Source organism: Elusimicrobiaceae bacterium, from assembly GCA_017528825.1.
Classification (GTDB): Bacteria; Elusimicrobiota; Elusimicrobia; order Elusimicrobiales; family Elusimicrobiaceae; genus Avelusimicrobium.
Window position 1 is genome coordinate 99,003 of sequence record JAFXOI010000003.1, and the last position, 21,490, is coordinate 120,492.

Annotated in this window: 19 protein-coding genes; 16 read left to right on the forward strand and 3 right to left on the reverse strand. The window is 44.2% G+C overall.

Features of this window, described 5'->3' with window-relative positions; genetic code table 11:
• Positions 1-101: 101 nt before the first annotated feature.
• The 3 genes from IKN49_01515 to ispE all read right to left on the reverse strand — a co-directional run bounded on the left by IKN49_01515 (position 102) and on the right by ispE (position 2,920).
• Positions 102-1,244: a hypothetical protein gene (locus tag IKN49_01515; GenBank protein MBR3631734.1), complete on the reverse strand. Its 1,143-nt coding sequence runs from the start codon at positions 1,242-1,244 to the stop codon at positions 102-104.
• A 475-nt stretch (positions 1,245-1,719) separates the two neighbouring features.
• Positions 1,720-2,028 carry a SpoVG family protein gene (locus IKN49_01520; GenBank protein MBR3631735.1) on the reverse strand — a complete coding sequence of 103 codons (309 nt, stop codon included), beginning with the start codon at positions 2,026-2,028 and terminating at the stop codon, positions 1,720-1,722.
• Positions 2,015-2,920 (reverse strand): 4-(cytidine 5'-diphospho)-2-C-methyl-D-erythritol kinase, encoded by a 906-nt coding sequence (ispE, locus tag IKN49_01525; protein ID MBR3631736.1) that lies wholly within the window; start codon positions 2,918-2,920, stop codon positions 2,015-2,017. The genes IKN49_01520 and ispE overlap by 14 nt, the downstream gene beginning before the upstream one ends.
• Before the next feature lie 124 nt (positions 2,921-3,044).
• Between ispE and IKN49_01530 the strand changes: the two genes are divergently transcribed.
• From IKN49_01530 to IKN49_01605, 16 genes are all read left to right on the forward strand, one after another.
• Entirely contained in the window at positions 3,045-4,115 is a 1,071-nt protein-coding gene (locus IKN49_01530) for a hypothetical protein (GenBank protein ID MBR3631737.1), read from the forward strand.
• A gap of 244 nt (positions 4,116-4,359) precedes the next feature.
• The gene (locus IKN49_01535) at positions 4,360-6,960 is read left to right on the forward strand and encodes an O-antigen ligase family protein (GenBank protein MBR3631738.1); all 2,601 of its coding nucleotides are present in this window, start codon (positions 4,360-4,362) and stop codon (positions 6,958-6,960) included.
• 139 nt (positions 6,961-7,099) lie between these two features.
• The gene (locus IKN49_01540) at positions 7,100-8,902 is read left to right on the forward strand and encodes a hypothetical protein (GenBank protein MBR3631739.1); all 1,803 of its coding nucleotides are present in this window, start codon (positions 7,100-7,102) and stop codon (positions 8,900-8,902) included.
• 19 nt (positions 8,903-8,921) lie between these two features.
• Positions 8,922-10,520 carry a hypothetical protein gene (locus IKN49_01545; GenBank protein MBR3631740.1) on the forward strand — a complete coding sequence of 533 codons (1,599 nt, stop codon included), beginning with the start codon at positions 8,922-8,924 and terminating at the stop codon, positions 10,518-10,520.
• On the forward strand, positions 10,517-11,149 hold the full coding sequence (locus IKN49_01550; GenBank protein ID MBR3631741.1) for a hypothetical protein: 633 nt from the start codon (positions 10,517-10,519) through the stop codon (positions 11,147-11,149). Before IKN49_01545 ends, IKN49_01550 begins: the two co-directional genes overlap by 4 nt.
• Positions 11,150-11,199: 50 nt before the next feature.
• Positions 11,200-11,952, forward strand: coding sequence for a hypothetical protein (locus IKN49_01555; GenBank protein MBR3631742.1), 753 nt, complete (start codon positions 11,200-11,202; stop codon positions 11,950-11,952).
• A 30-nt stretch (positions 11,953-11,982) separates the two neighbouring features.
• The gene (locus IKN49_01560) at positions 11,983-13,572 is read left to right on the forward strand and encodes a hypothetical protein (protein MBR3631743.1); all 1,590 of its coding nucleotides are present in this window, start codon (positions 11,983-11,985) and stop codon (positions 13,570-13,572) included.
• Between the two features lie 100 nt (positions 13,573-13,672).
• A complete protein-coding gene (tadA, locus tag IKN49_01565; protein MBR3631744.1) occupies positions 13,673-15,400 on the forward strand; it encodes a Flp pilus assembly complex ATPase component TadA in 1,728 nt (575 codons plus the stop codon).
• Positions 15,401-15,405: 5 nt separating this feature from the next.
• Entirely contained in the window at positions 15,406-16,629 is a 1,224-nt protein-coding gene (locus IKN49_01570; GenBank protein ID MBR3631745.1) for a type II secretion system F family protein, read from the forward strand.
• A 15-nt stretch (positions 16,630-16,644) separates the two neighbouring features.
• A complete protein-coding gene (locus IKN49_01575) occupies positions 16,645-17,154 on the forward strand; it encodes a type II secretion system protein (protein ID MBR3631746.1) in 510 nt (169 codons plus the stop codon).
• A 13-nt stretch (positions 17,155-17,167) separates the two neighbouring features.
• Positions 17,168-17,641: a prepilin-type N-terminal cleavage/methylation domain-containing protein gene (locus IKN49_01580; protein ID MBR3631747.1), complete on the forward strand. Its 474-nt coding sequence runs from the start codon at positions 17,168-17,170 to the stop codon at positions 17,639-17,641.
• 10 nt (positions 17,642-17,651) lie between these two features.
• Entirely contained in the window at positions 17,652-18,224 is a 573-nt protein-coding gene (locus tag IKN49_01585) for a type II secretion system protein (protein MBR3631748.1), read from the forward strand.
• A 7-nt stretch (positions 18,225-18,231) separates the two neighbouring features.
• Complete coding sequence (locus IKN49_01590) at positions 18,232-18,717, forward strand: prepilin-type N-terminal cleavage/methylation domain-containing protein (GenBank protein ID MBR3631749.1); 486 nt, start codon at positions 18,232-18,234, stop codon at positions 18,715-18,717.
• On the forward strand, positions 18,714-19,397 hold the full coding sequence (locus IKN49_01595; protein MBR3631750.1) for a prepilin-type N-terminal cleavage/methylation domain-containing protein: 684 nt from the start codon (positions 18,714-18,716) through the stop codon (positions 19,395-19,397). The genes IKN49_01590 and IKN49_01595 overlap by 4 nt, the downstream gene beginning before the upstream one ends.
• Before the next feature lie 9 nt (positions 19,398-19,406).
• Positions 19,407-19,811 carry a type II secretion system protein gene (locus IKN49_01600; GenBank protein MBR3631751.1) on the forward strand — a complete coding sequence of 135 codons (405 nt, stop codon included), beginning with the start codon at positions 19,407-19,409 and terminating at the stop codon, positions 19,809-19,811.
• A 5-nt stretch (positions 19,812-19,816) separates the two neighbouring features.
• Positions 19,817-21,421 carry a hypothetical protein gene (locus IKN49_01605; GenBank protein MBR3631752.1) on the forward strand — a complete coding sequence of 535 codons (1,605 nt, stop codon included), beginning with the start codon at positions 19,817-19,819 and terminating at the stop codon, positions 21,419-21,421.
• The last annotated feature ends 69 nt before the right edge of the window (positions 21,422-21,490 follow it).

Consider the following 21,490-nt stretch of genomic DNA (forward strand, 5'->3'; position numbering starts at 1 on the left):
CAAGAGTCTTTAGACCCAGCAAGCATTAGGTCTTTTGGCCCTCACGTTCAAACATAAAAAAACCCCGCTTTGAAAGCGGGGTAAGTGATTTTATATTTAGTTTAACGCGCTGGCTTTTGTTTTACCTGTAAACTGGCGCGAATTCGTTGACGGGTAAGCTCTTCTTGAATAAGGGGAAGTGTTTCTTCGGAGGCATCGTCCAAAGTTTGTAAGACACTGGCCGCCATGATGGCTGCTTGCAATGCTTTCGGATTTTCTTGCATTTGCTGTAGTTGTTCCGGCGTGGCATTTATCAAGAAATTAACGTCGTTCAAAATACGGTTGGCTTGTTCTGCGTCGTGCTGTTGTGCGCGGGCGTTTTGTGTAGGTATCATAATAAACACTAGTAAAGCAATAGGTAATGCGGCCTTGGAACTTTTTTGAACCATTGCTTCTCCGATTCCGCGCAGGAAACGTTGTGTAGTAGGGATATTGTGATCCAACAAAATCATCCGCCCTAACGTTTTATAGGTTTCCGCTCCTAAAGGTTGATGTGCACGTACGGCGCGGAGTAGCTCGTCCAAATTAGCGCGAAAGCGAGCTTGGTCCGCCGGGGACATACGTGTAAATACTCTGTCGCTAAAAATAGCGTCTTTGTAGATGGCCTGCTCTTTAGGAGAAGTTTCTAATAATAAATCTGCGCATTTTTCTATAAATTTTGATTCTCTTTCGCTCAGGGATACGCTCCCGGCAAGATATTGTTGCGCGGCGGTGTTTCGTTTGGCTAATAATGTGTTTGCTTCTCCCAAGGCATTTTCTTTTCTTTCAATGAGGTACTCATAATATTCACGCTGGCTTTTGAAAGACTTAATTGTTTTTTCGGCAGAAGTAAGAGACTTCTGGGCTTGTTCGGCGGCGGCTTGTGCCTCAACGGCCTTGGCTTCGGCTTCGGCGATTCGCACTTCGGCGCTAGTGGCGTTCCCTCCCTGAGCCATTACTGTTTGGAAAGCATTAATTATGGCATTTTGATTTTTCAAAATGATTTTATATCGCGCGATGCGTTGTACAGAAACCAGTAAAGCAACAGAGGTAGCAACTCCGCCTATAATCAGTCCTTTTTCTCTCAAAGAGAGAGAGCTTTTTGCAGCCTGTTCTTGTAAGGCTTCTAAAGAAACAGCAGGGCCTTGAATCTGCGCGTATAAACTAGTTTGGCCTAGCAAGGCGACGACGAGTGTAATGGCAATGGTTTTGGTAGCAAAATGCATGAGTTCCTCCTGTGTGCTGAGTATATTATAAGAAGGTTGTGGTAAGAATAGCAAGAGTCTTTGGCTCTAGATGGGGGTGGGTCTTTAGTCCTAGGTATGCAACGAGAAATGAGGAGAATAAAAAGAGTATCTAAGGACAAAAAAATAAAGAGGCATTCTTGCGAATGTCTCTTTATATGGTTTCCGGACTAGGACTCTCCTTCCGGTCATTTTCCTGACAGAAAATGCCTGCAGTCCGGCCTCGCGGTTTTTGTCTTTCGCGACCCGGTACAACGGTCGCTCAAACAAAAACATCGCTCCGGCTTTCTCGTCCTAACACGCACCCAGCAGAGGGTGCATTTTCCGAAAACCCTAAAAAAATAAAGAGGCATTCTTGCGAATGTCTCTTTATATGGTTTCCGGACTAGGACTCGAACCTAGAATGACTGGACCAAAACCAGTAGTGATACCATTTCACCATCCGGAATTAAAACTCTTACTCTTGTGCCTCTTGCTGTGGGGCTGATTGTAAATTCTCGGAGGCCGGATGTTTGGCCAACTCATCAGCATAGGCTTTTAATACATTTTCTTCTAGATACTGCCGAAACTCTTGATGGATCGGATGCACCATATCTTTGTGAGTTCCATCGGGTAATTTACGAGACGGCATACACAAAAATACGCCTTTTGCACCGGATACTACTTTCATGTTGCGCACGACAAAACAGTCATCAAATGTTACACTAGCGAAAGCTTTCAATCTTTCTTCACCCATCAAGTGTATCCGAATTTCAGTTATTTTCATCCTTAGTCCCTCCGAAATGTACCACAAATACTTTTCGTCCCTTTTTGTATATTTTCCCTGCTAAATCATCAGCACATTTCCGGTCCGGTGCTAAAGCAAAAACGGTAGAGCCGGATCCTGACATCAATGGGCATGCGCCCAGGGCCGAAAAGTCTTCTTTTACATCTCGTACGGACTGCACATACGGCAGCACTGCACTTTCTAAACGATTGAACAAATGGGGTTGCCATTGTTCGACCGGCCTTGCTTGCCGCAAGTACTCTATTATTGTATCTAACTTAGAAAGGTTTGTCAACACCTCTTCTTGCGAAGGGAGTGTTAATCGACGGAAAACAGAGGAGGTAGGTACTGCTGTATCAGGATACACCAGCACGGCCCAAGGTAATGGGTGGCTGTGCGAAACGGGAGTTAATTTTTCTCCGATACCCTCTCCTTTTAGAAATGTATCTGCGTATAAAAACAGCGGTACATCAGCGCCTAGTTGGGCGGCCGGTAAAATGAGTTCTTGAGGGTCTTGGTCAAATAAGCGGCACAGTCCTAGCAAGACCGTTCCCGCATCGGAAGAGCCTCCGCCCAGTCCGGCTCCCATGGGACTGTTTTTTTCTAAAGAGATATTAATTTGTAAAGGAAGATGAAAGTGTTGGGTAAATAATTGGGCCGCACGCACGGCTAAATTATTGGGCTGATTTTCCAGTACCGGTGCCAGCGGGCCCGTTAAAGCAAGCGTAAAAGAAGAGGTCTCCGCTTCCCGCACGGATAAACGAACAGTATCGGCCAGCGATACTTTGGCAAATAAAGTGGCCAGCTCGTGGTATCCGTCCGGACGTTTGCCGGTGACTTCTAAAAACAAATTAATTTTGGCCGGAGCCTGTAAAGTGATTTCTTGGCACATACGCTACCTAATACATACCGGATTATTGTAGCATATTAGAAGGAAAACAAAAAATACACTTGATTTTTTTTACTTGTTTTAGTAAATTTCTAATATAAGGACTTATTTAACCCAAGGAGCCTATATGAAAAAACAAATTGCATTTTTAGCGATTTTGTTATTCTGTGCCGCAGTTGTGCAGGCAGAAGAACAAATTAGTAGTATTTCGTTCAATCCGTCCCGTTTGGGGTTGTTTGAACAGTTGCGCCTTACGGAGGGGATAACTTCTCGCGGAAACGTAAACGTAAGCGATGTGTTTACGGTGCGCCAAAGTTCCACGCTTACAACGACAGATGGGCTAAGTGTTACTCAGGATATTGATGCCCGAACAGGTCGTGTGAATATCCCTGCTACGGATTTACAGATTAATAGTGGGGGTAGTCCTTCGTTAGAGGTAACAGGCGGCTATGCTTTGTTCTTAAACGATTCTAAAATCGGTAGTTTGCCAACCCATACTTGGATTCGATCCCCTAAGATTAATTTGGGTACACTGACGATTACAGGTGGACCAAGCATACTGTTTAACGCTGAAGATAGTGCCAACGGGTTGGTGTTGGGGGGCAATGATATTCCGTTAGCTCCATCCGATTGTACGGGTAGCTTGGCTTGGGTAAGCCGGAAGGAAGCAGGCGGTTCTACATATCAAGTACTGGCGGCTCAGGGATGTCCGGAATCAACAACTGAATGTCCGAACAAGGGAACATTTTATATCGGGCAACGCTGTTATGGGCAGGATTATTTTACGATAACGTCAGGAAGTCTCGCAGGTCAAAAGTACTATTTTGATTCTGAAGGAACAATTGCGACCTACGGTGGTAGCGCAAGCTGTATGTTTGACAACGAGAGTTGTTCCTACAGATCACTCCGTTGTAGCACCACGAACCAGCATTGGGTTCAAATTCAGGGACCGTCGTCAGAAAAAGTTCCATGTGGTTCACTCGGAGAAGACATTCGTCTTGCTGCTTACTGTACTTATGAACAGGCACAAAATGGAACGACTGTGAAGGTAGAATATGGAGACTGCATACAAGGAAAAAAGCGTTACACAATATGGCAATGTCAGACGTTAAATCCATGGAGCATAAGACATTTTTGTGTGGCAGACGGTGTCTGTAGTGATGAAATACCATATTCAGGGCCTACGTATTGCAACTAACTTTTTATATCAGAATGTTGTTGAAAAGTAGGCAGAGTAGGTCGGGTGTGAACCCGACCTACTTGCTAGTATCGCTCCGCCCCTCTTCTTGCGTTATTTCTCATTGTCTTTTCTCCACGTCATCCAGAGGGGTAGTAACCTAGGATCTCCTCTTTATTTCCGTCTTGTTCTTTTTTTCTTAAAAAACTACAATATATACAATCAAAAATCTGTACAGTGTAGAAAATTCTCGCAGGGGGAAAATATGTTGCCTTTAGTGAATGCTGCATCTGAAACATGGTATTTTAAAACACTGCGCTTTTTATTATCTGCTTGTTTTTTGATGGTCCCTTTATTGTTTTTTACGGATTTAACTACCAATCCTTTTACCATTCAAAGTGTGTTATTATATGTTTTGCTGGCCGCCATGTACGGAATCTCTGCGGTACGTTTTTTGCGGGAAGGCGTGCTACATTTTACCCATACTTTTTTTGATTTAGCTTTTTTGCTCTACGTGTTGGCGTGCATTGTCAGCTGGCTTTCTGCCGTGTCAGCTGCGCCGCAATATATGCGCCAGACATTATTTTTTAATTTGTTAAATTTTGGTACTTTGCTTTTGGTGGTGGCTTTGGGTGCGTACATGCTGAGTAAAAATATTATATTCAGCGGAGTGATTGAAAGCAAAACTAACTACATCATGTTGTTTATTGTGTGGGGCGCGATGTGGTTATTACTGCCGTGGTTGAAGTCTACTCCTGCCGGAAGTGGTTTGTGGTCGCACATGTTTGATGTGTATGGGCTTGTGTTATGGGCGACTGGCATTTGGTTGGGTAGTCGTATTTTGCGCAAACTCACTCAAGAAAATGTACTGGTGCTGAGTTTTATTGCTTGTGCTCTTGCGTGCATGTACGGTGTTTTTCAAGGATTTGGACTCGATATTTTATGGCCGTTTGATATGCAACAGTTTGCCAGCAAAGCATTTTCCACGTTCGGAAATCCTAACTTTTTATCTTCTTTTGTGGTGATGTTACTGCCGGCGCTACTGGTGTATTACATGCGCACCGAAAGTCGCAAAGATATTTGCGTGTATGGTTTTTTGGTGTTGGTGTATTTGTTTTATTTATCTTTCGGATTATGCCGTTCCTGCTGGATAGCCGCCGGAGCGGGGCTACTGATGATGTGGATGTTTGGCACACTGCGTACGCTCATTTGGCAACGGAAAGGACGCGTGTTTTGGTTAGTTGTGTTAGGCATAGCAGTTACCTATTTGCCTGTCTTTGTACAAAGTACGCGTGAAGCGGTGGTCAATCGTGTATCCGAAGTGGCGCAAGTAACGCCGGCTTCTTTCACTCTCAATGTAGCGCGGGAAAATATTTTTCCTTCCTTACATCAACGGTTATACATGTGGAATGTATCGAAAGATATTTTTCTGCACCGTCCGGTCATGGGTGCGGGGCTGGGAAATTTTCAGACGGCTTTTGCTCGCACACAACCGCATACCCTTTTGATATATCCGAATTTGCGTGAATTAAAAACAACCACCCAATCTCCTCATAACGAATTATTTTTTCAATTAGCTCAAGGCGGCATTGTGGGGCTAGGGTTATTTGTGTTTATGTTTATGGTACTGTTTTTGGAAGTGCATGATTTTGCGGCGCATAAAAAAGAAGGAGATAAAAAGCAATTATTGCAGGCCTTGTTCTGCGGCATCTTGGCGATGCTGGTGGATAATATGCTCAACATTTCTTTACATGCGGTTGTGCCGGCGTTTATCTTTTGGTGGTTGGTCGGAGCGGAAGTGAGCGGTGTCGGTCGGGCCGAAAAAAATGTAGAAATTTCGTCTAACCCGGTAACCAAAACAGTGGCCTTTGCTATTTTAGCAGGGACTATTTTAATCGTCATATGGCAGAGCTTAATCTTGCGCAGTGAGTTTGTGTCTTTCCGCGGTCAAAAATCTTTAGCGATGCAAAATATACCCGCCGCCCAACAAGATTTGGCGACAGCCCTTGGATTGTATCGGGCGAATAGTGAAGCGGGTTACCTACTGGGGCAATTATTTTTGAAAGAAGGAAAATATGCGCAAGCCTTGGAAGCCTTTGAAAAAACAATCTCTGCGGCAGCATACCATGACGAAGTATATTTTCAGGCGGCTTTGGCGGCTCTTGGGCAAAACGATCGTGCCAAAACAGTGCGTTATTTGCGAGAGTCCTTGCGTTTGTCGCCGTTTAATTTAATGGGATATGATATGCTGGCCGCACTGGTGCAGGAAGATATTATTTACGCCGATGCCGATACATTGACTATCTTAGAGCGCGGATTAAAATTATTTCCGTACGATACGCAATTGTGGCACGATGTGGGATTTATTTATCTCAAACGCGGCGAAAAAGAATATGCTAAAACGATTTATAAAAACGCGTTAGAAACAGACACATTAGATAAATCTTTGCTGAGCAGTTTGAAAAAATTATACGACTCGAAAGAGGAATTACCTGCTGTTTTGGAGCAAGCTACACAGTTGCAGGGATATTATGATAAAGTCCAAAACTTGCGCGGTACTTCGAAAAATAATTTTAAGAAACTGCGTGAACAACTGGAAAAATATATAGAAGACTATCCGCAAGATGCTAACGGAGTTATTTTGTTGGCGCGGTTTTTTAGTTTGACAGGAAATGATATTAAGTCAAAAGAATTATTAGAACAAGTACTGGCCGTACACCCGGATAATTTGTCGGCTAATTTGGCTTTGGCATCTCTGTTACAAAAAGCAGAAGACATCCCAGATGCCCGCCGTTACTTGAACAACGTGCTGTTTTATTATCCGCGAAATCAAATTGCTTTACGGCGGTTAGAGCAACTGCAATGAGGGGTTGCTAACGAGGATATTTTTTGCTTGAATGAATTAAAATAGATAAAAAGTTTTGAAAAATGCTTTACAAACGAAATGAAATTGCTATAATGGTAGAAGGAGTGTTTGCTTGATAGGAAGAGTAAATAAAAATCTTATGAAAATAATTACTATTACAAAAGAAAAAATTTTGGTTACGCTGTTGGCTTTTGCTTTGGCCGGCGGCTCTGTGTTTGCGGCAGTTTCCCCGGCGAAACAACTTGAAAAAGGGAAACAGCTTTATGCTCAAAATAAAGATGACGAAGCTATGGATGCTTTCATCGATGTTTTGGTGAACGGTTCCCGCGCTGAAGTGGAAGAAGCAAACAAGTACGTGAATTTGATTCATAGCCGAATCGGCGGTATTCAAGACCCGATCGAAGTAGATGTGAATTTTAAAGAAGGGGAAGCAAAACGCTTGGAAGCTGCCAAAGATCCTGCAGTGTTAGAAGAGCAGTTAAATGCAGAAACTGCTGCCATAGAGGAAGAAGTAAAAGAAGCCGCAGCACCGGCAACCGCTCAAGCTGATGCCGCTGCTTTGGCTGCTCAAAAAGCACAAGAAGAAGCCGCCGCACAAGCTGCTTTGGCTGCTCAAAAAGCACAAGAAGAAGCCGCCGCACAAGCTGCTTTGGCCCAAAAGGAACAAGAATTATTAAAAGAGCAAGCCCGTGAGCAAGCACTCAAAATGCAAGGGGTGGCTGATCAAGAAACAGAAGAAGCCAAATTGGAACAACAACAAACCAATTCTACCTTTGTAGATTTAACCACGCCGGCTGCCTTAAAAGCGCGTCAAATTTATACCAGCCAGAAATTAGAAAATATGAAAGCGGCCGCTATCGCTAAGTTGGAAAAAACAAAAGGCGTACGCGTGTATTTCCGCAACGGATTGCCGGATGCCATTGATATAGACAGTGAAATCTTATTCAACGGATACAAATTCCGTCCGGAAGCCTTGCCAGTACTGGATCAAGTATATACGTTGATGGCCTTAACACAAGGTGCCGGATACATTATTTTACCGCCGGGATCTTATACGGATAACATCACGCTCTCGGGCATCCGCCAGGCCATGGCCTTAAATTCTTTCTTGGTACATAAAGGTTTGTCTTCCGGAAAAATCAGCTACAATATGGGACTATTTGACCAAGAACCTCCGGCCAAATTTGCCAATTTAGAAGGCGTTTCTATCGTATTTGATTTTGATGCAGATTTGCCTTCCGCATTGCCTGATGCCACTTCTGTAAGCAAATTGCCGATGCTCAGCATGGCTGTTGTGCCGGTGAGCAATAAAATTGATCCTTCTGCCGGAGAAGCATTTGCTATAGATTTCTCTGTAATTGAAACCCAAAATCCGTTGGATAATTGGGTGTTCCAAGTGGTACAACATGCGGCAGACGGTTCCTATTATGTAGTGCGCCAATTAGAAGGTTTTTCACCTGTCTACCATCAAATAGTATGGAATGGACGCAAAGGAATTATCGGTCCTGAGCTGGCCTGCGGTACCTACACTTTGGCTTTAACTGCCGCTGACGTGCAAGGTGGCAAGCGTACGATACGCCGCCAAGTGGAAGTAGCTTGCAAAGGAGCTGCTGCTGACAAAGCTAAAGCAGCCGCAAAGGATACGGAAAACGCAGATGCTGCAAAGTTGGATTACAAAACGGCTCGTTTGTGGACCAAACCTAACCGTGTAATGAAGGGTGCGGCAGTTGCAGAACCGGAAGCTGAACCGGCCGCAGAACCGGAAGCGGTAGATCCGTTTGCAACCGATAATGCGCAAGCCGCTCCTGCTGCTGTGGATTATAATAACTATGGTGGAACTAATAACGCGGCTCAACCGGCGCCTGCCAACACGCAGGCAAATGTTCCTGCTCAAGGGGTCGCTAACCCATATGATATGCCGTATGATGAATATGGCAACTAAATAAGTAAGGATTTTGCTTATGAATTTTGCAGAAATGCTGATAGGAAAAAATATGAAGGCTCATCCCGAAGCCTTGGGATTGTACATAGGCTTGGATGAAATGTATCTGGCACAGACCGCTCAGAAAGAGGGAGGAGCTGTGCTGGAGTCGTTGTTGCGTATTCCTATACCGGAAGTAGACCGTAGCAAATTGAAACCGTTGGAACTTAATGACGGATTCTTTGCTGAAAAAAATTGGTTAGAACCACTGACTAAAGTGGCTGCCAAAAAACGATGGAATAATACAAAAGTAGTGGTCTCGTTATCAGCTTCTTTTGCTTTGTTGCGGCACTTTGTGGTTCCCGCCGTGATTGAGCGAAAACATTGGAAAGAAGCAATTCCCTTGCAAGCTCGTAAGTACATCCATTTTCCGTTTGAAAAAACCTTATATTCTTACCATGTTTATGAGCTGGAAACCGCAGCTAGTAAACAAAAACGTTTAGGAGTTATTTTTACAATGACTCCGAAATCTACCATTGAAAAATTGGAGAAAGGTTTGCGCAGTGTGGGACTGGATCCTATTGCTATCGAACCGGCTCCTTTGTCATTGAGTCGTGCTTTTGCAGAGAATGATAAGGAAGCGGTGGATGATTCAGGTCGTATTTATTCGTTTTTCGGCACCGATATGGCCAGTTTTGTCTTTACCAACCAACATGCACCCGTCCTATTCCGTGAAGTGGAAATAGGAGGAATGTCACCGGTAGAACGGCGTCGTTTTGAAATTACTAACTGTACAGAATTTATTAGCAAGCAACTAGAGAAGGATCCCTTTGACGAAGCAGTTATCATGGGGGCGGATATTGATAACTGGGTGGCTTTGTTGGAGGCGGATTCTAAAAAACCGGTTCGGCGGTGGGATTTGCGTGAAGTATATGGCGTAGAAACAAAATCTGCCGGAGAGATGGCTGCAATCGGGGCCAGTACCAAGTTTTACTACTCCAAAGAGCCTGATTTGGATTTCATCAAACGCAATCGTTTGAGTGACTATGAATTCAGCGCATCCTTGACTTTTTGGAAAATTACAGTACTTGTGGCCTTGGTTTTATTGGGGTTGTTGGGAAAAACCTGGTGGGAAGTGCATTCCGAAAACAATAAATTGGCTGATTTGAAAAAACAGAATAAAGTAGCCATTGCGGATTTCCAAGGATTAACGGCGCAACAAATTCAAAGCAATTTGTCTCGCATCAAGACACAAAATTCCAACTTGGAAGGCGTGCTTCCTCAGAAGTATTTAACGCCGATTTTGTCTGATGTCGCCTCGTCCATTCCTAATGCGGTATGGATTACCAAATTGACCTATAAAGAAGAATTTCCAGCCAAAAAGGGAGATGGCCGTTCTCTTGTAATAGAAGGCGGTATCCAGACCGGAAATTCGGAACAAGATTTAACGGTAGGAAAACAGTTTTATGATCGTTTGATGCAGAAATCTTCCATTAAAGATATCTGCGGAACGCAGGGAGAGATCAAGTATCGTGATTTAGCATTGACAGGTGATAAACCGGCCGGAAAGCATGTTGAATCTGCTAAAAAAGAAACCTCCTATATATTTACCTGTGATAAAAAAGGAGCTTCCAGATGAAAAAGGGTAAAAAATCAGTAAAACTACTGGACTCTGTAAAAAAAGGGTTAAAAGATATTAAGCTGGTATTAGAGGAAGGAAATTATAAGTTATTCCTCAAACAGCTGGTTGTGATTATTGTGCTAATTTTTGCCTATCGTTACGTGAATACAATGTTTCACGAACAGCAGAACGGAATTGCCAGCCAAATTGAAGCAGTCCATGCCCAACAAAATAATGAACAAGCTTATTTGACAAACAAGAAAAAATTGTTGGAATTGGAACCTCGCTTTCCGGATTTGGAAACAAAAAACGATTGGTTATTGCGCCAAGTGGTGGCTATTTTTAAGGACTCTCCTATTCAGCCGTCTATTGGCTCTTCCCAATCGGAAAATACCAGTAACAATGGATATACGGTTGTTTCTTTGCCGGTGAGCATTGAGGCTTCTTATCACGATTTTGGCAAGTTGTTAGCCAGTATTGAAAATAAAGATGAAATGTTACGTGTCTCTGAATTTTTCATTGACAAGCAAGAAAATTCGTTGGGTTCTAATAATATTAAAATGCAAATTAACACCATTTTCCCAAAGGAAAAGATTGCTAAGACCATGTTTAAGGAAGAGACCAAAAAAGCGGAGGGTAAAAAATGATATACCGCCGATTTTATGTGATTTTAAGTCTTTGTTTGAGTGGAGCGGTTATGGGCTGGGCGGCCGATTTCGCCCCAGCAGTACCTGATTTAAATTTACCCAGCGAGGAGACTGCTGCTCCTCTGCCGCCAGAAGAGCCCGTAGCGGTGGAAGAAATTCCTGCGCCGCCTCCGGTTGCTGCGCCTAAAAAAGCACCGGCTAAAAAAGCGGCTCGTCCGTCTCAAGCAGCAAAGAAAACTTTTGCTGACAAACTGAAAGAAAATGCTCCTGCAAAGCCCATTGAGGCCCCTGCGAAAGTGGTTGCACCAAAGGAAGAAGCAGCACCGGTTGCGGAAGGAGCAGACGCTGTAGTACCGGAAACTGCAAAAGAAGATTTGGTACCTGCACCTGAAACCACAACGCCTGCAGTTGCCAAAAAGGCCGTGAAAGTGACGTATGCTCCGTCTACAGACAGAGATCCGACGCTCTCTCCTGCCGATATCGCCACTATTAAACGCCGCGAAGCAGATCGCTTGCGTGCTATCGAAATGGAAAAACAACGTAAGTCGGAAGCAGAGAGACAACGCTTAGCGGAAATAGAAAGATTGCGCCAACTGGAATTGGAACGGTTGCGAGATCCTTCTAAGGAAATTCGCGGAAAAATCCGAATTAATGGTATTATCGGAGAAGAAGTTTTTATTGGTAATAAGGTGTACTCGGTAGGTGGTACGGTGTTAGGTGCTAAAATTATCAGCGTACAGCCTGATGGAGTAGTGTTCTTGTATAAAGGACAAAAATTTACTAAGAAAGTGCAGTTGAAGTAAAATTATTTGTAAAAAATTATAGGAGGATAGATGAAAAATCGCTTAGGAGTTCTTTTGGCTTTATTGTTTGCAGCCGGTATGTATCCGGTTAGCGTTGCAGCACAAACCGCTGCCGATGAAGCCACCGCTGTATCCGCTGAGGAAACGGTAAAGTTATCCGGAGAATCTGATTTGTATAAAGAAGCAGAAGTCGGATCTCCGTTAGACCGCAAGGTCTCTATTCGGGTGTCTAATGTACCTATTTCAGCATTTCTTAATAGTATTACCACCCAAGCCCAGATTAACTTTATCATGAGCGAAGAGTTCGCTAATAAAAAAGTAACGGCTTCGTTGACAAAAGTAACGGTGCGTGAAGCGCTTGATACTTTGTTGCGTGTTCATGGGTTAACCTATCAACGTATTGGAAAAAGTGATAGCTACGTAGTTACCAAACGTTCCAGTGATGCCCCGGATACAATTACCAAGATTTATACTCTGAGCTATATTTCTTTACAGTCTATCGGCTCTCCGTCTAGCGAATTGTCTAGCATTATGCCGCAGGATGTGTCCAGCTCAAGCATTTATGGATCTTCCACCTCTTCCGGTGACATGGGAGGCGGAATGTCTGTAGGAGGCGGGAGCTCCCAAGGAGGAGACGCTTATAGCGGTTCTGCTGAGATTATTGGTATTGTTAAGAGTATGCTTTCTCCGGTGGGACGTATTGCCATTGATGCCCGCACCAATAAATTAATTATTACGGACGTGGCCGAAGTATTCCCGCAAGTGGAAAACATTTTGGCTGAATTGGATATTAAACCGCCCCAAATTTTAATTGAAGCGCAAATTGTAGAAGTAAGCAAAACCAGCGGTTTAACCTTAGGTTTCGAATATGGTGGTTCCGATGGTACCTTAGTTTCCTTCAAAGGTCCTAAACGCACTGTTGACTCCAATTACATGCGCGGTAAAATGGAAGACAAAGACGGAAACTTAGTTAAAATGCACGGATGGGACTGGATTTTCCCGCTTACGAACAACAACTCTTCCTCCGGTGGCAGTTCCAGTAGCAGTAGTAGCGGATCCGGTACGGGTAGTGAAAGCCAAGGTGGTGTATTAGATTTCTCCTCCTTCCAAATTGTGTTGAGAACATTGCTGACCCGCGGTGAAGCAAAATATTTAGGAAAACCGAAAGTGGTAACCTTGAACAATAAAACAGCTACCATTACCACTTCTACCGATGCGACGGTTGGTTTTACCACAACGGGTGGTTATCAATCCGATGTGGCGACCACATCCTCTGCCGAAAGAAAACGGGTCGGTTTGACTTTACAAGTTACACCGCAAGTGAACCGCGAAGGCTATGTAACCTTATACGTACAACCTTCTTATTCCGATTTAGTCAGCTCTGGATTTGACGGAACGAAGGATACCACTACCCGCGCAGCTTCTACGCTGGTGCGTGTAAAGAATGGTCAGACGGTAGTAATCGGTGGGTTGTTAACATCCCGTGAAACGGATCAAACCCGCAAAGTGCCCTTGCTCGGTGATATTCCCATATTGGGATGGTTGTTCACCAGTCGCAGTACTTCTAAGAGCACTACTGATTTGGTCATCTTTATTACTCCGACTATTTTGGCTGAATAAGCGAGTAATCGGTCTATTTCATTCGCTTGCCCTCTGTTGCTTGCAAAGGGGGCAAGCGGTTACCATAAGTAGGGTGATTTTTTGATAAAGGGAAGATAAAATGGCAAATGAATTAAGTGATATTTTAATTGGACAAGGATTGATTGACGCCGAACAGCTCAAACGTTCCCAGTTGTATGCCAAGCAGAATAATACGACCGTACAGGAAGCGATTATCCGTTTCGGATTTGCTACCGAGGAACAGGTGACCGCTGCGCTGGCCAAACATTTTTCTCTTCCCTATGCAAGCAAAGAGAATGGTATTTTAATTCCGGAACGGGATCAAGATTTGCAAAAATTGATTCCCGAAAAGTTCGCCCGGGAAAACTTAGTAGTTCCTTTATTTATCGAAGATAATGAGTTGGCAGCTGCGTTTTTTGATCCTTCTAACTTGTTCTTAGTAGACAATATCCGCATGATGGCGGGAAAAGAAGTACAGCCTTTTATTGCCAGTAAAAGCCAGATTTTAGCAGTCATCGATTCTTTTTACGGACATAAAAATTTATTAGAAGAAGTGGTTAATGAGTCCGAAGGAGGCACTGCCTCTACGGCCTCTGACGAAGACGTGCAAATCGATGCCGGATACTTGGATTTGGATAAAGATTCGGCAAATTCCTCTCAGTACATTAAATTAGTAAACGCGATGCTCAAACAAGCCATCACGGAACGCACTTCAGATATTCATTTGGAATTGTTTGATGAACGGGTTAGTTTGCGTTTCCGTATTGACGGTTCCTTGTACGAACGTACGCCGCCAACCAAAGATTCTGTAGCAGCTATTATTTCCCGTATTAAAATTTTATCTAAACTGGATATCGCGGAAAAACGTTTGCCTCAGGACGGTAGTTTCGGAATAAGATTTCAGAACCGTACCATTGAGGTCCGTGTCTCTGTGTGTCCGGCAGTGTATGGAGAAAAACTCGTGCTTCGTATCTTAGACCGTGGTACGAGTGAGATGAACGTAGATCGCTTGGGCTTTGAACCGGAGCAGAAAAAAGCCTTCTTGGAAGCTGCTAACTTGCCACACGGACTAATTTTCTTGACCGGTCCTACCGGTTCTGGTAAATCTACCACGTTAAATGCAGTATTGACGACCATTCGTACGCCGGAACTAAACTTTATGACGTTGGAAGACCCGGTGGAATATAAACTGGCCGGTATCAGCCAGGTGCAGGTAAAGCCGCAAATCGGATTAACATTTGCCGCGGGGCTGCGTTCTTTCTTGCGTCAGGACCCGGACGTAATTCTGGTAGGGGAGGTCCGCGATAATGAAACGGCTGAGGCTTGTCTGAAAGCCGCTTTGACAGGTCACTTGGTGCTGTCTACTTTGCACACCAATGATGCTTTGGGAGCTATTCCCCGTTTGATTGATATGGGAATGGAACCATTCTTATTGTCAAGTTCTTTGGAATTGGTGGCTGCTCAGCGCTTGGTGCGTATGTTGTGCCCACATTGTAAAATGCAGTATCAACCGGATCCATCTACCATTGCCAAGATTATTAATGAAGGACATTTTAATCCGACGGAAGTAAATACGTGGACTTTTTATAAAGCAGTCGGATGCCCCAAATGCGTTGGCACCGGGTATCTGGGTCGACGTGCTATTTACGAAGTGTACCGTATCACGGAACAGTTACGCAACATTATTTACAAGACGCAAGATTTAATTGAAATGCGTAAAGTAATAAAAGAAAGCGGTGTGTTAAACTTGCGCGGAAACGGTTGGCGCAAAGTGGTAAGAGGACTAACCACAGTAGAAGAAATTTTGAATATCACTACGGAGGAATAAGCCGTATGCAAAAGTATAGTTACGTGGTGAAGGACAGTACTGGTAAAACTCGCAAAGGGAGCATCAATGCAGAGAGCCGGGACCGTGTCATCTTCGCCTTGCAAAACAAAGGTTTTATTATTTTGGAAGTTAAAGAAGGATCTGCTCCTTTATTCGGCAAAACGGCGGGTGCCAAGAAAGTCGGTGGAAAAGTATCCGGGCACGTATTAGCCTTCTTTGCAGAGCAGTTGTCTACCCTGATTGCCGGCGGTGTGCCGTTGGCTCGTGCCATTGCACTACTGAGTGAATATTCTTCCAGTCCGAAACTGGGAATGGTATTAAATCAAGTGGCCAAAGACATCGTGGGCGGAAACTCTTTGCATACAGCTTTATCACGACACCCGAAAACATTTAACAACATTTGGTTGTCGTTGGTGGAAGCCGGGGAAGTAGGCGGAAATTTGGCAGATACTTTGTATCAAATTTCCCAATATATTAAGACGCAAGAAACGATGAAAAGTAAAATTATTACCGCTATTACGTATCCGGCCATTCTGTGTGTGGCCTCCGTGGGCGTATTAATTTACTTTATTTTGGGTATCGTTCCGACGTTTGCGCAAATCTTTAAAGATTTTAATATTGATTTGCCTATGTTGACAGTGACGGTGCTGGCGGTATCCAGCTTTTTGATTAATCACGGTATTTTAATTATCGTGGTGCTGATTATGCTAGCGCTGGGTTTCCGTTTCTATATCAAAACACCGCAGGGCAAAAAACGCTGGCATACGTTTATGATTACGATGCCTATTTTCGGCGGGTTTGTGCGGAATATTTACTATTCGCGTATGTTGACCACGCTTTCTACCCTTTTGCGAAGCGGTGTCACCATTTTGAACGCTATTGTAGTATTGGAAGAATCATTTAATACGAACGTAATTATTCAAAATGCTTTGCGTCTGGCCAAGACGGAAGTGGCGGCTGGTCGTTCTATTTCAGATTCTTTTAGAGCAGCGGGTGTGTTCCCGGGACTTATGACAGAAATGATGATGATGGGTGAAGAATCTGGTAAATTGCCTAGCATTATTGGTACCTTATCTAAGTTTTACTCCGATAATGTGGACCAATTTATCGCCCGATTCTCAGCGGTAATCGATCCTATTCTAATCGTAGGCGTAGGTTCTTTGATTGGTATCGTGGTAGCCTCTATTTTCTTACCTATCTTCAAATTGTCCCAGATCGGCGGTCAATAAACAGAGGAGAGATCTATGTATATTCAAGAGAGAAAAGGTTTTACGCTGATTGAAGTGTTAACGGTCGTGTTAATTGGGGCATTGGTTGTGCTTTTTGCCATTCCGAATTATCGCAAAAGCCAAGATAAAAACCGGTATTTGACGGCTAGCGGTGTGTTAATGGAACTGGGAAATGGCGTGAATATTGTGCGAGAAGATTTCCCGGGAGTTGATTTAACGTCTGGTAGCGTAACGCGAGGAGCAGTTTTTTATAGTGGGACATCACCTTCTTTTGAAGTTGGCTCTGGTGAAAGCGTAACAGGGACCACCGTCATTTCATGGCTGGTGTATAATAATTATTTGACCTCATTTCCCATTGATAATTCCGGGCAGTATTTAGGATATCGTTTCGCCATCAGCACAACCGGAGCTGCCAATTGTTCTTGTAATACGGGAGAAGCGGTCGCTTGTATGACAGGTTCCAACGCTAACAGTTCCTATACTTGTGCATGGGTTGACAAATCCGGTATTTTGCACCATAATTAAAAGAGGAGACATTATGCGCAACGATAAGGGTTTTACATTAGTTGAATTGCTGGTAGCCGCAACGATTGTGGGTATTTTGGCTGTGTTTGTAACCATTCAGCTCCGCAATAGTGCTGCAGAAACTCGTTGGACGCAGGCCAAAGCTAAAGCGGATGCGTTGGCTTTTGCGGCGCATAGAGCCAAAGTAGATTATCCTTCTTTATCTTTTAGCGATACGCCGCTTGGAGGTTATGTAAAAGCAAGTTGTGGGTATCGTCCGCGCATGAATAGTACAGTACAAGCTACCACGCTGATTGATTGTGGATACTTGGAAAATTCTGGTTGGACAGATCGCTATTTTACATACTATGTTTGTAATAATGGGTGTGGTCCGGATGATGCCTATTTGGCATTAGTACAAGTGAATAGTGCAGCCCCATTGCCCAGTCAATATAAGACGTATAAATACTATGCACACCCCAGCCGTGACGGGTTTGAGCAACATTGAGGAAAAATATATGAGAAGAAATACTATTTATCCGTGCGATAAGGGTTTCACATTGATGGAAATCCTGTTTGTGGTGTTGGTGATCGCTTTGGTAATTAGTTTTGCGATGCCGGCTATCCGTTCCGTGCGGTTTGATATCAAAAATGCGCGGGCGAAAGCGGCTTTGCGCAAAGTGGCTGAGGCTCGTCGTTCGTATTATGAATATAGCCGCGGTGGAAATTTTCCAACCACTTCTTTTGAAATTGGTTCGGCTCAAAGCTGGAGCAGCGATACTTGTACAAATCCGGCGGCATCGGGCGTTCCGGGGACTTCTATATCGCCGGAAGATGCCAGCCAGTTGTTTGCGTGTGGCTTTTTAAATTGGAAAGATTTTGCGGGGTTACCGTATCGATTCTATATTTGCAATGCTAATGATACGAGCGAATCCTCCTGTCAGCTGGCTGGTCAAACGCTTTCTGTCAGTGCTACGGCCGCCGGCGATAGCAGTGCTTTTGCCAAGCAGGTGGGTTCTAAATATATGAGCCCATATAAGATGTATATTTTAAAAGACAGCATGGAAGTGCACGATACAGAAGAGGAATAAGAGACATATGAAGAAATATTTTTTACAAAATAAGAAAGGGGTAACCCTATTGGAAGGATTGATTGCTTTGTTGTTACTTGCGCTGATTGCCACGGGTACTTTTGGTGTACTGCTGTCTACTTCTCGGCGCAGTACGCAGCCGGATATTCGAGAAGAAATGATTTTGGCGGTAGAGCGTGCGATGGATAAAATGCAGGTATATGTGTACCCAACCGATTATGCATACGGAAGTCTTCCGGCTGATGTGAAAGGGGGATTATGCGGCGATTCTAATCCGTTGGCAGATCAGGAGCATGACATCGCTTGCTTGTTACCTCCCATTTGTAACGCAAGTAATTCTTATTTTCATTATACGATAACACAAGTACCTGGAGAGAATATGCCGCATGAAAAAATACGTTTTGAAGATTTAGGATCAGGAACGTTGTATTATCCGGTTCGCTCTCCTTATTCTATTAAGTTTGACATACAGTGTAACGGGTTTAAACTATGAAAAAAAATAGTAACTCTTTTTTAATTAGTGGGCGTCGCGGTTTTACACTAACAGAGGTGCTGTTAGCCGTGATGATAGTTGGGCTAATCGGAGTGGCTTTGGCCTCTTTGACTCGTTCTGCCGCGCGGGAAGGGGGCGTCGGTCGCAGTAAAATATTGTTGCGTAATAACTTAGCCTCTTTTGTGCGTACCTTGCGTAAGGACTTGGCTTCTGCCACGGTGGTAAATGCGACGGGAATTATAACGGCCAGCAATTCCACTCCTATCAAACTCTTAGAAATTGGACAAAATGTGCAAGCTGACGGAGTAACTCCGGTGGCGATGGATCCAAATGCCCCGGGAGCCAAAAAAATTACCTACTGCTTTGTGCGTGGGAATAATAATACCAATATTGTACCTTCCTCAGCTTATCGCGGAGGAGCTATTTATCGCGTAAAGGGAGATACTTATTCCTGCCCTGACTCAGCCATGACATCATCCAATTTGGTATTGAATAATGTGAAATATATTCCGCAGGGGACTACTACTCCCAATTATCCGGTACCGTTGTTTGTACGGGATAATTTCAGTCGAGCAGATTCTCCGAATTTGTTAACCGTACGCTTGATTACGGAACTAGATAGTACCCCTATCATTAATGATGTGATTAACGAAACATTTTCTGCCCCGATGGGCTATTAAGGAGGAGTTATGATTAAGAATAAACGAGGGGCTGCTTTAATGCAAGTTTTATTGATTACGATAATCTTGGCCGGTATGGCTACGATGTTGTTGAGAGCCAGTCTGTCTCGTACGTCATCGGCTCGCAAAACACGCCGAGCGGTAACTGCCGAGATGTTGATAGAATCGTGTATGGCGGAAGTAAATGCCTTGTGGGCTTCTAAAAGCGATGAGGCCTTTCTAAACGATTTGTCTACGAAAGGAGTTCATGCTTCTCCTATTATGTATGTAGACAGAGAAGGAGAACAACCCCAATCGGAGTATGTATGCCACATCGCCGATCCCTACGGCGGAGCTGATTATACAGTTACAGCGCGCTTTGTTTCTAAAAACGACAAATGGCTGGTTGAGTATGAGGCAGACGGAATAGAGTGATTTGCATGCATAAGACAGGGTGGGTATTGTTACTGATTTTCTTGAGTGGACTGGCGGGATTGCAAGCGCAATCCTATCCTACCTCTGTAGATGCTAGTAATGCTGTAGAAGCTCCTCCTTCCAGTATTGATTTATTAAAACGTTCAGCCGGTGCTTCCAGCGTAAAAGCGGTCGCTCCTGTCGCTGCGACTTCGCAATCTTCTTCCGGTACGAGTACTGATACGACGGCTGCCAAGCCCGCCCCAACGAAGAGTACCGGGTCCTATTTAGAAATGCCCTTATCTTCGGGAACGGTTGTAAAAACGCAAGTTCAACCTACTATCAAGCCTGCGCCTCGTCCGGCTAAGGTGACAACTCCCGCTCCGGATCCGGCGCCTACAGCCGTGGAAAAAGATATTGAACAGAATAATGCTTTGGCAGAAGGGGAAAAAACAGGAGTACCGGTTACATCTGTAGCTACTCCTGCGGATACGCCTGCAGAGCCAACGGTTTCGGGAGAAACAAACTCGGAAGCCATTGCACAGGAAGAGTTGGATTATGCCGCCCGTATGTTGCGTCAAGCTAAACAAGAAAATTCCTCCGGCCGGTTTATTCCGCCCCCTGCGGCTATCTCTGCGCAAGAAGTACCTCCTACGCCGACTACAACCGCACGCCGACCCTATGATCCCAATGAATATCGCCCGGGTGTAGAATGGATTAAAAGTAACAGCACTAATTTTGTGATTTATACCCAAAAACGCGAAGGCGGAATTGGCTCTTCCAATATGGGCATGACCTTTGAATCTGCCTATGCTACGTTGCGCCGAAACATTCCGTGGATGATGTCAGATAAAGTGCGGGTATTTGTGTATCAGGACCATAATAGCTATTTGAAATATGAGCCAAATGCCAAAGCGTGGGCGCGTGCACTAGCGTATCCGACCCGCGGAGAAATTGTAGTGTATGATGAGCCCGGCAAACAACAAGAACTCAAAGAGGTATTTACGCATGAGTTGGTGCACATCTTCACACAGAAATTTTTTGATAAATATAAAACAGGCAAGCTTATGACACCTACGTGGCTGGATGAGGGCTTGGCTGTGTATATGGAAGATCAAGCATATAACGGGTCAAAAGGCGGGCCGTGGAATCATGATTTGAAAACGTTGAATATTCAGCGGTCCGAACAAAGTCAAGTCAATACGTTTTCTTCTACAGCCATGTTTGGCTCTTCTTCCAATATGGGAAGTGGCCCGTTCAGAGCTAAAAAAGGCAGACCCGTCTACTTGATGCCGTTTGACCAATTTATGCAAGAAGGTTCTCTGTCTTATATGGAAGGACGCGGAAAGACCCAAGATTGGTATTTCCAAGCCTACGCCATGGTGCGTTTTCTATTAAATCCGGCGGGAGGTTCTTCTCCTTCCAATCGTATGCAATTTGAGCAATTTACCCGTTTGATTGCCCAAGGGGAACAAGTGCGTGATCCAAAGACCGGATTTCCAATGCGCGGTCCCGATGGTAAGCCTGTCTATCAGCCCTATTCTGTAGAAAAAGCGATGGGCCGCTCGTATCACTACAACAATGCCAGCAATTTCGAAGATAATTTCTGGCGCTGGGTTAAAAAACAATAATCATACCTTTGACTACCCCCCCTAGAGATAACAACTGCCATGATATTTTAACTGCAATTTAAGCAGTTA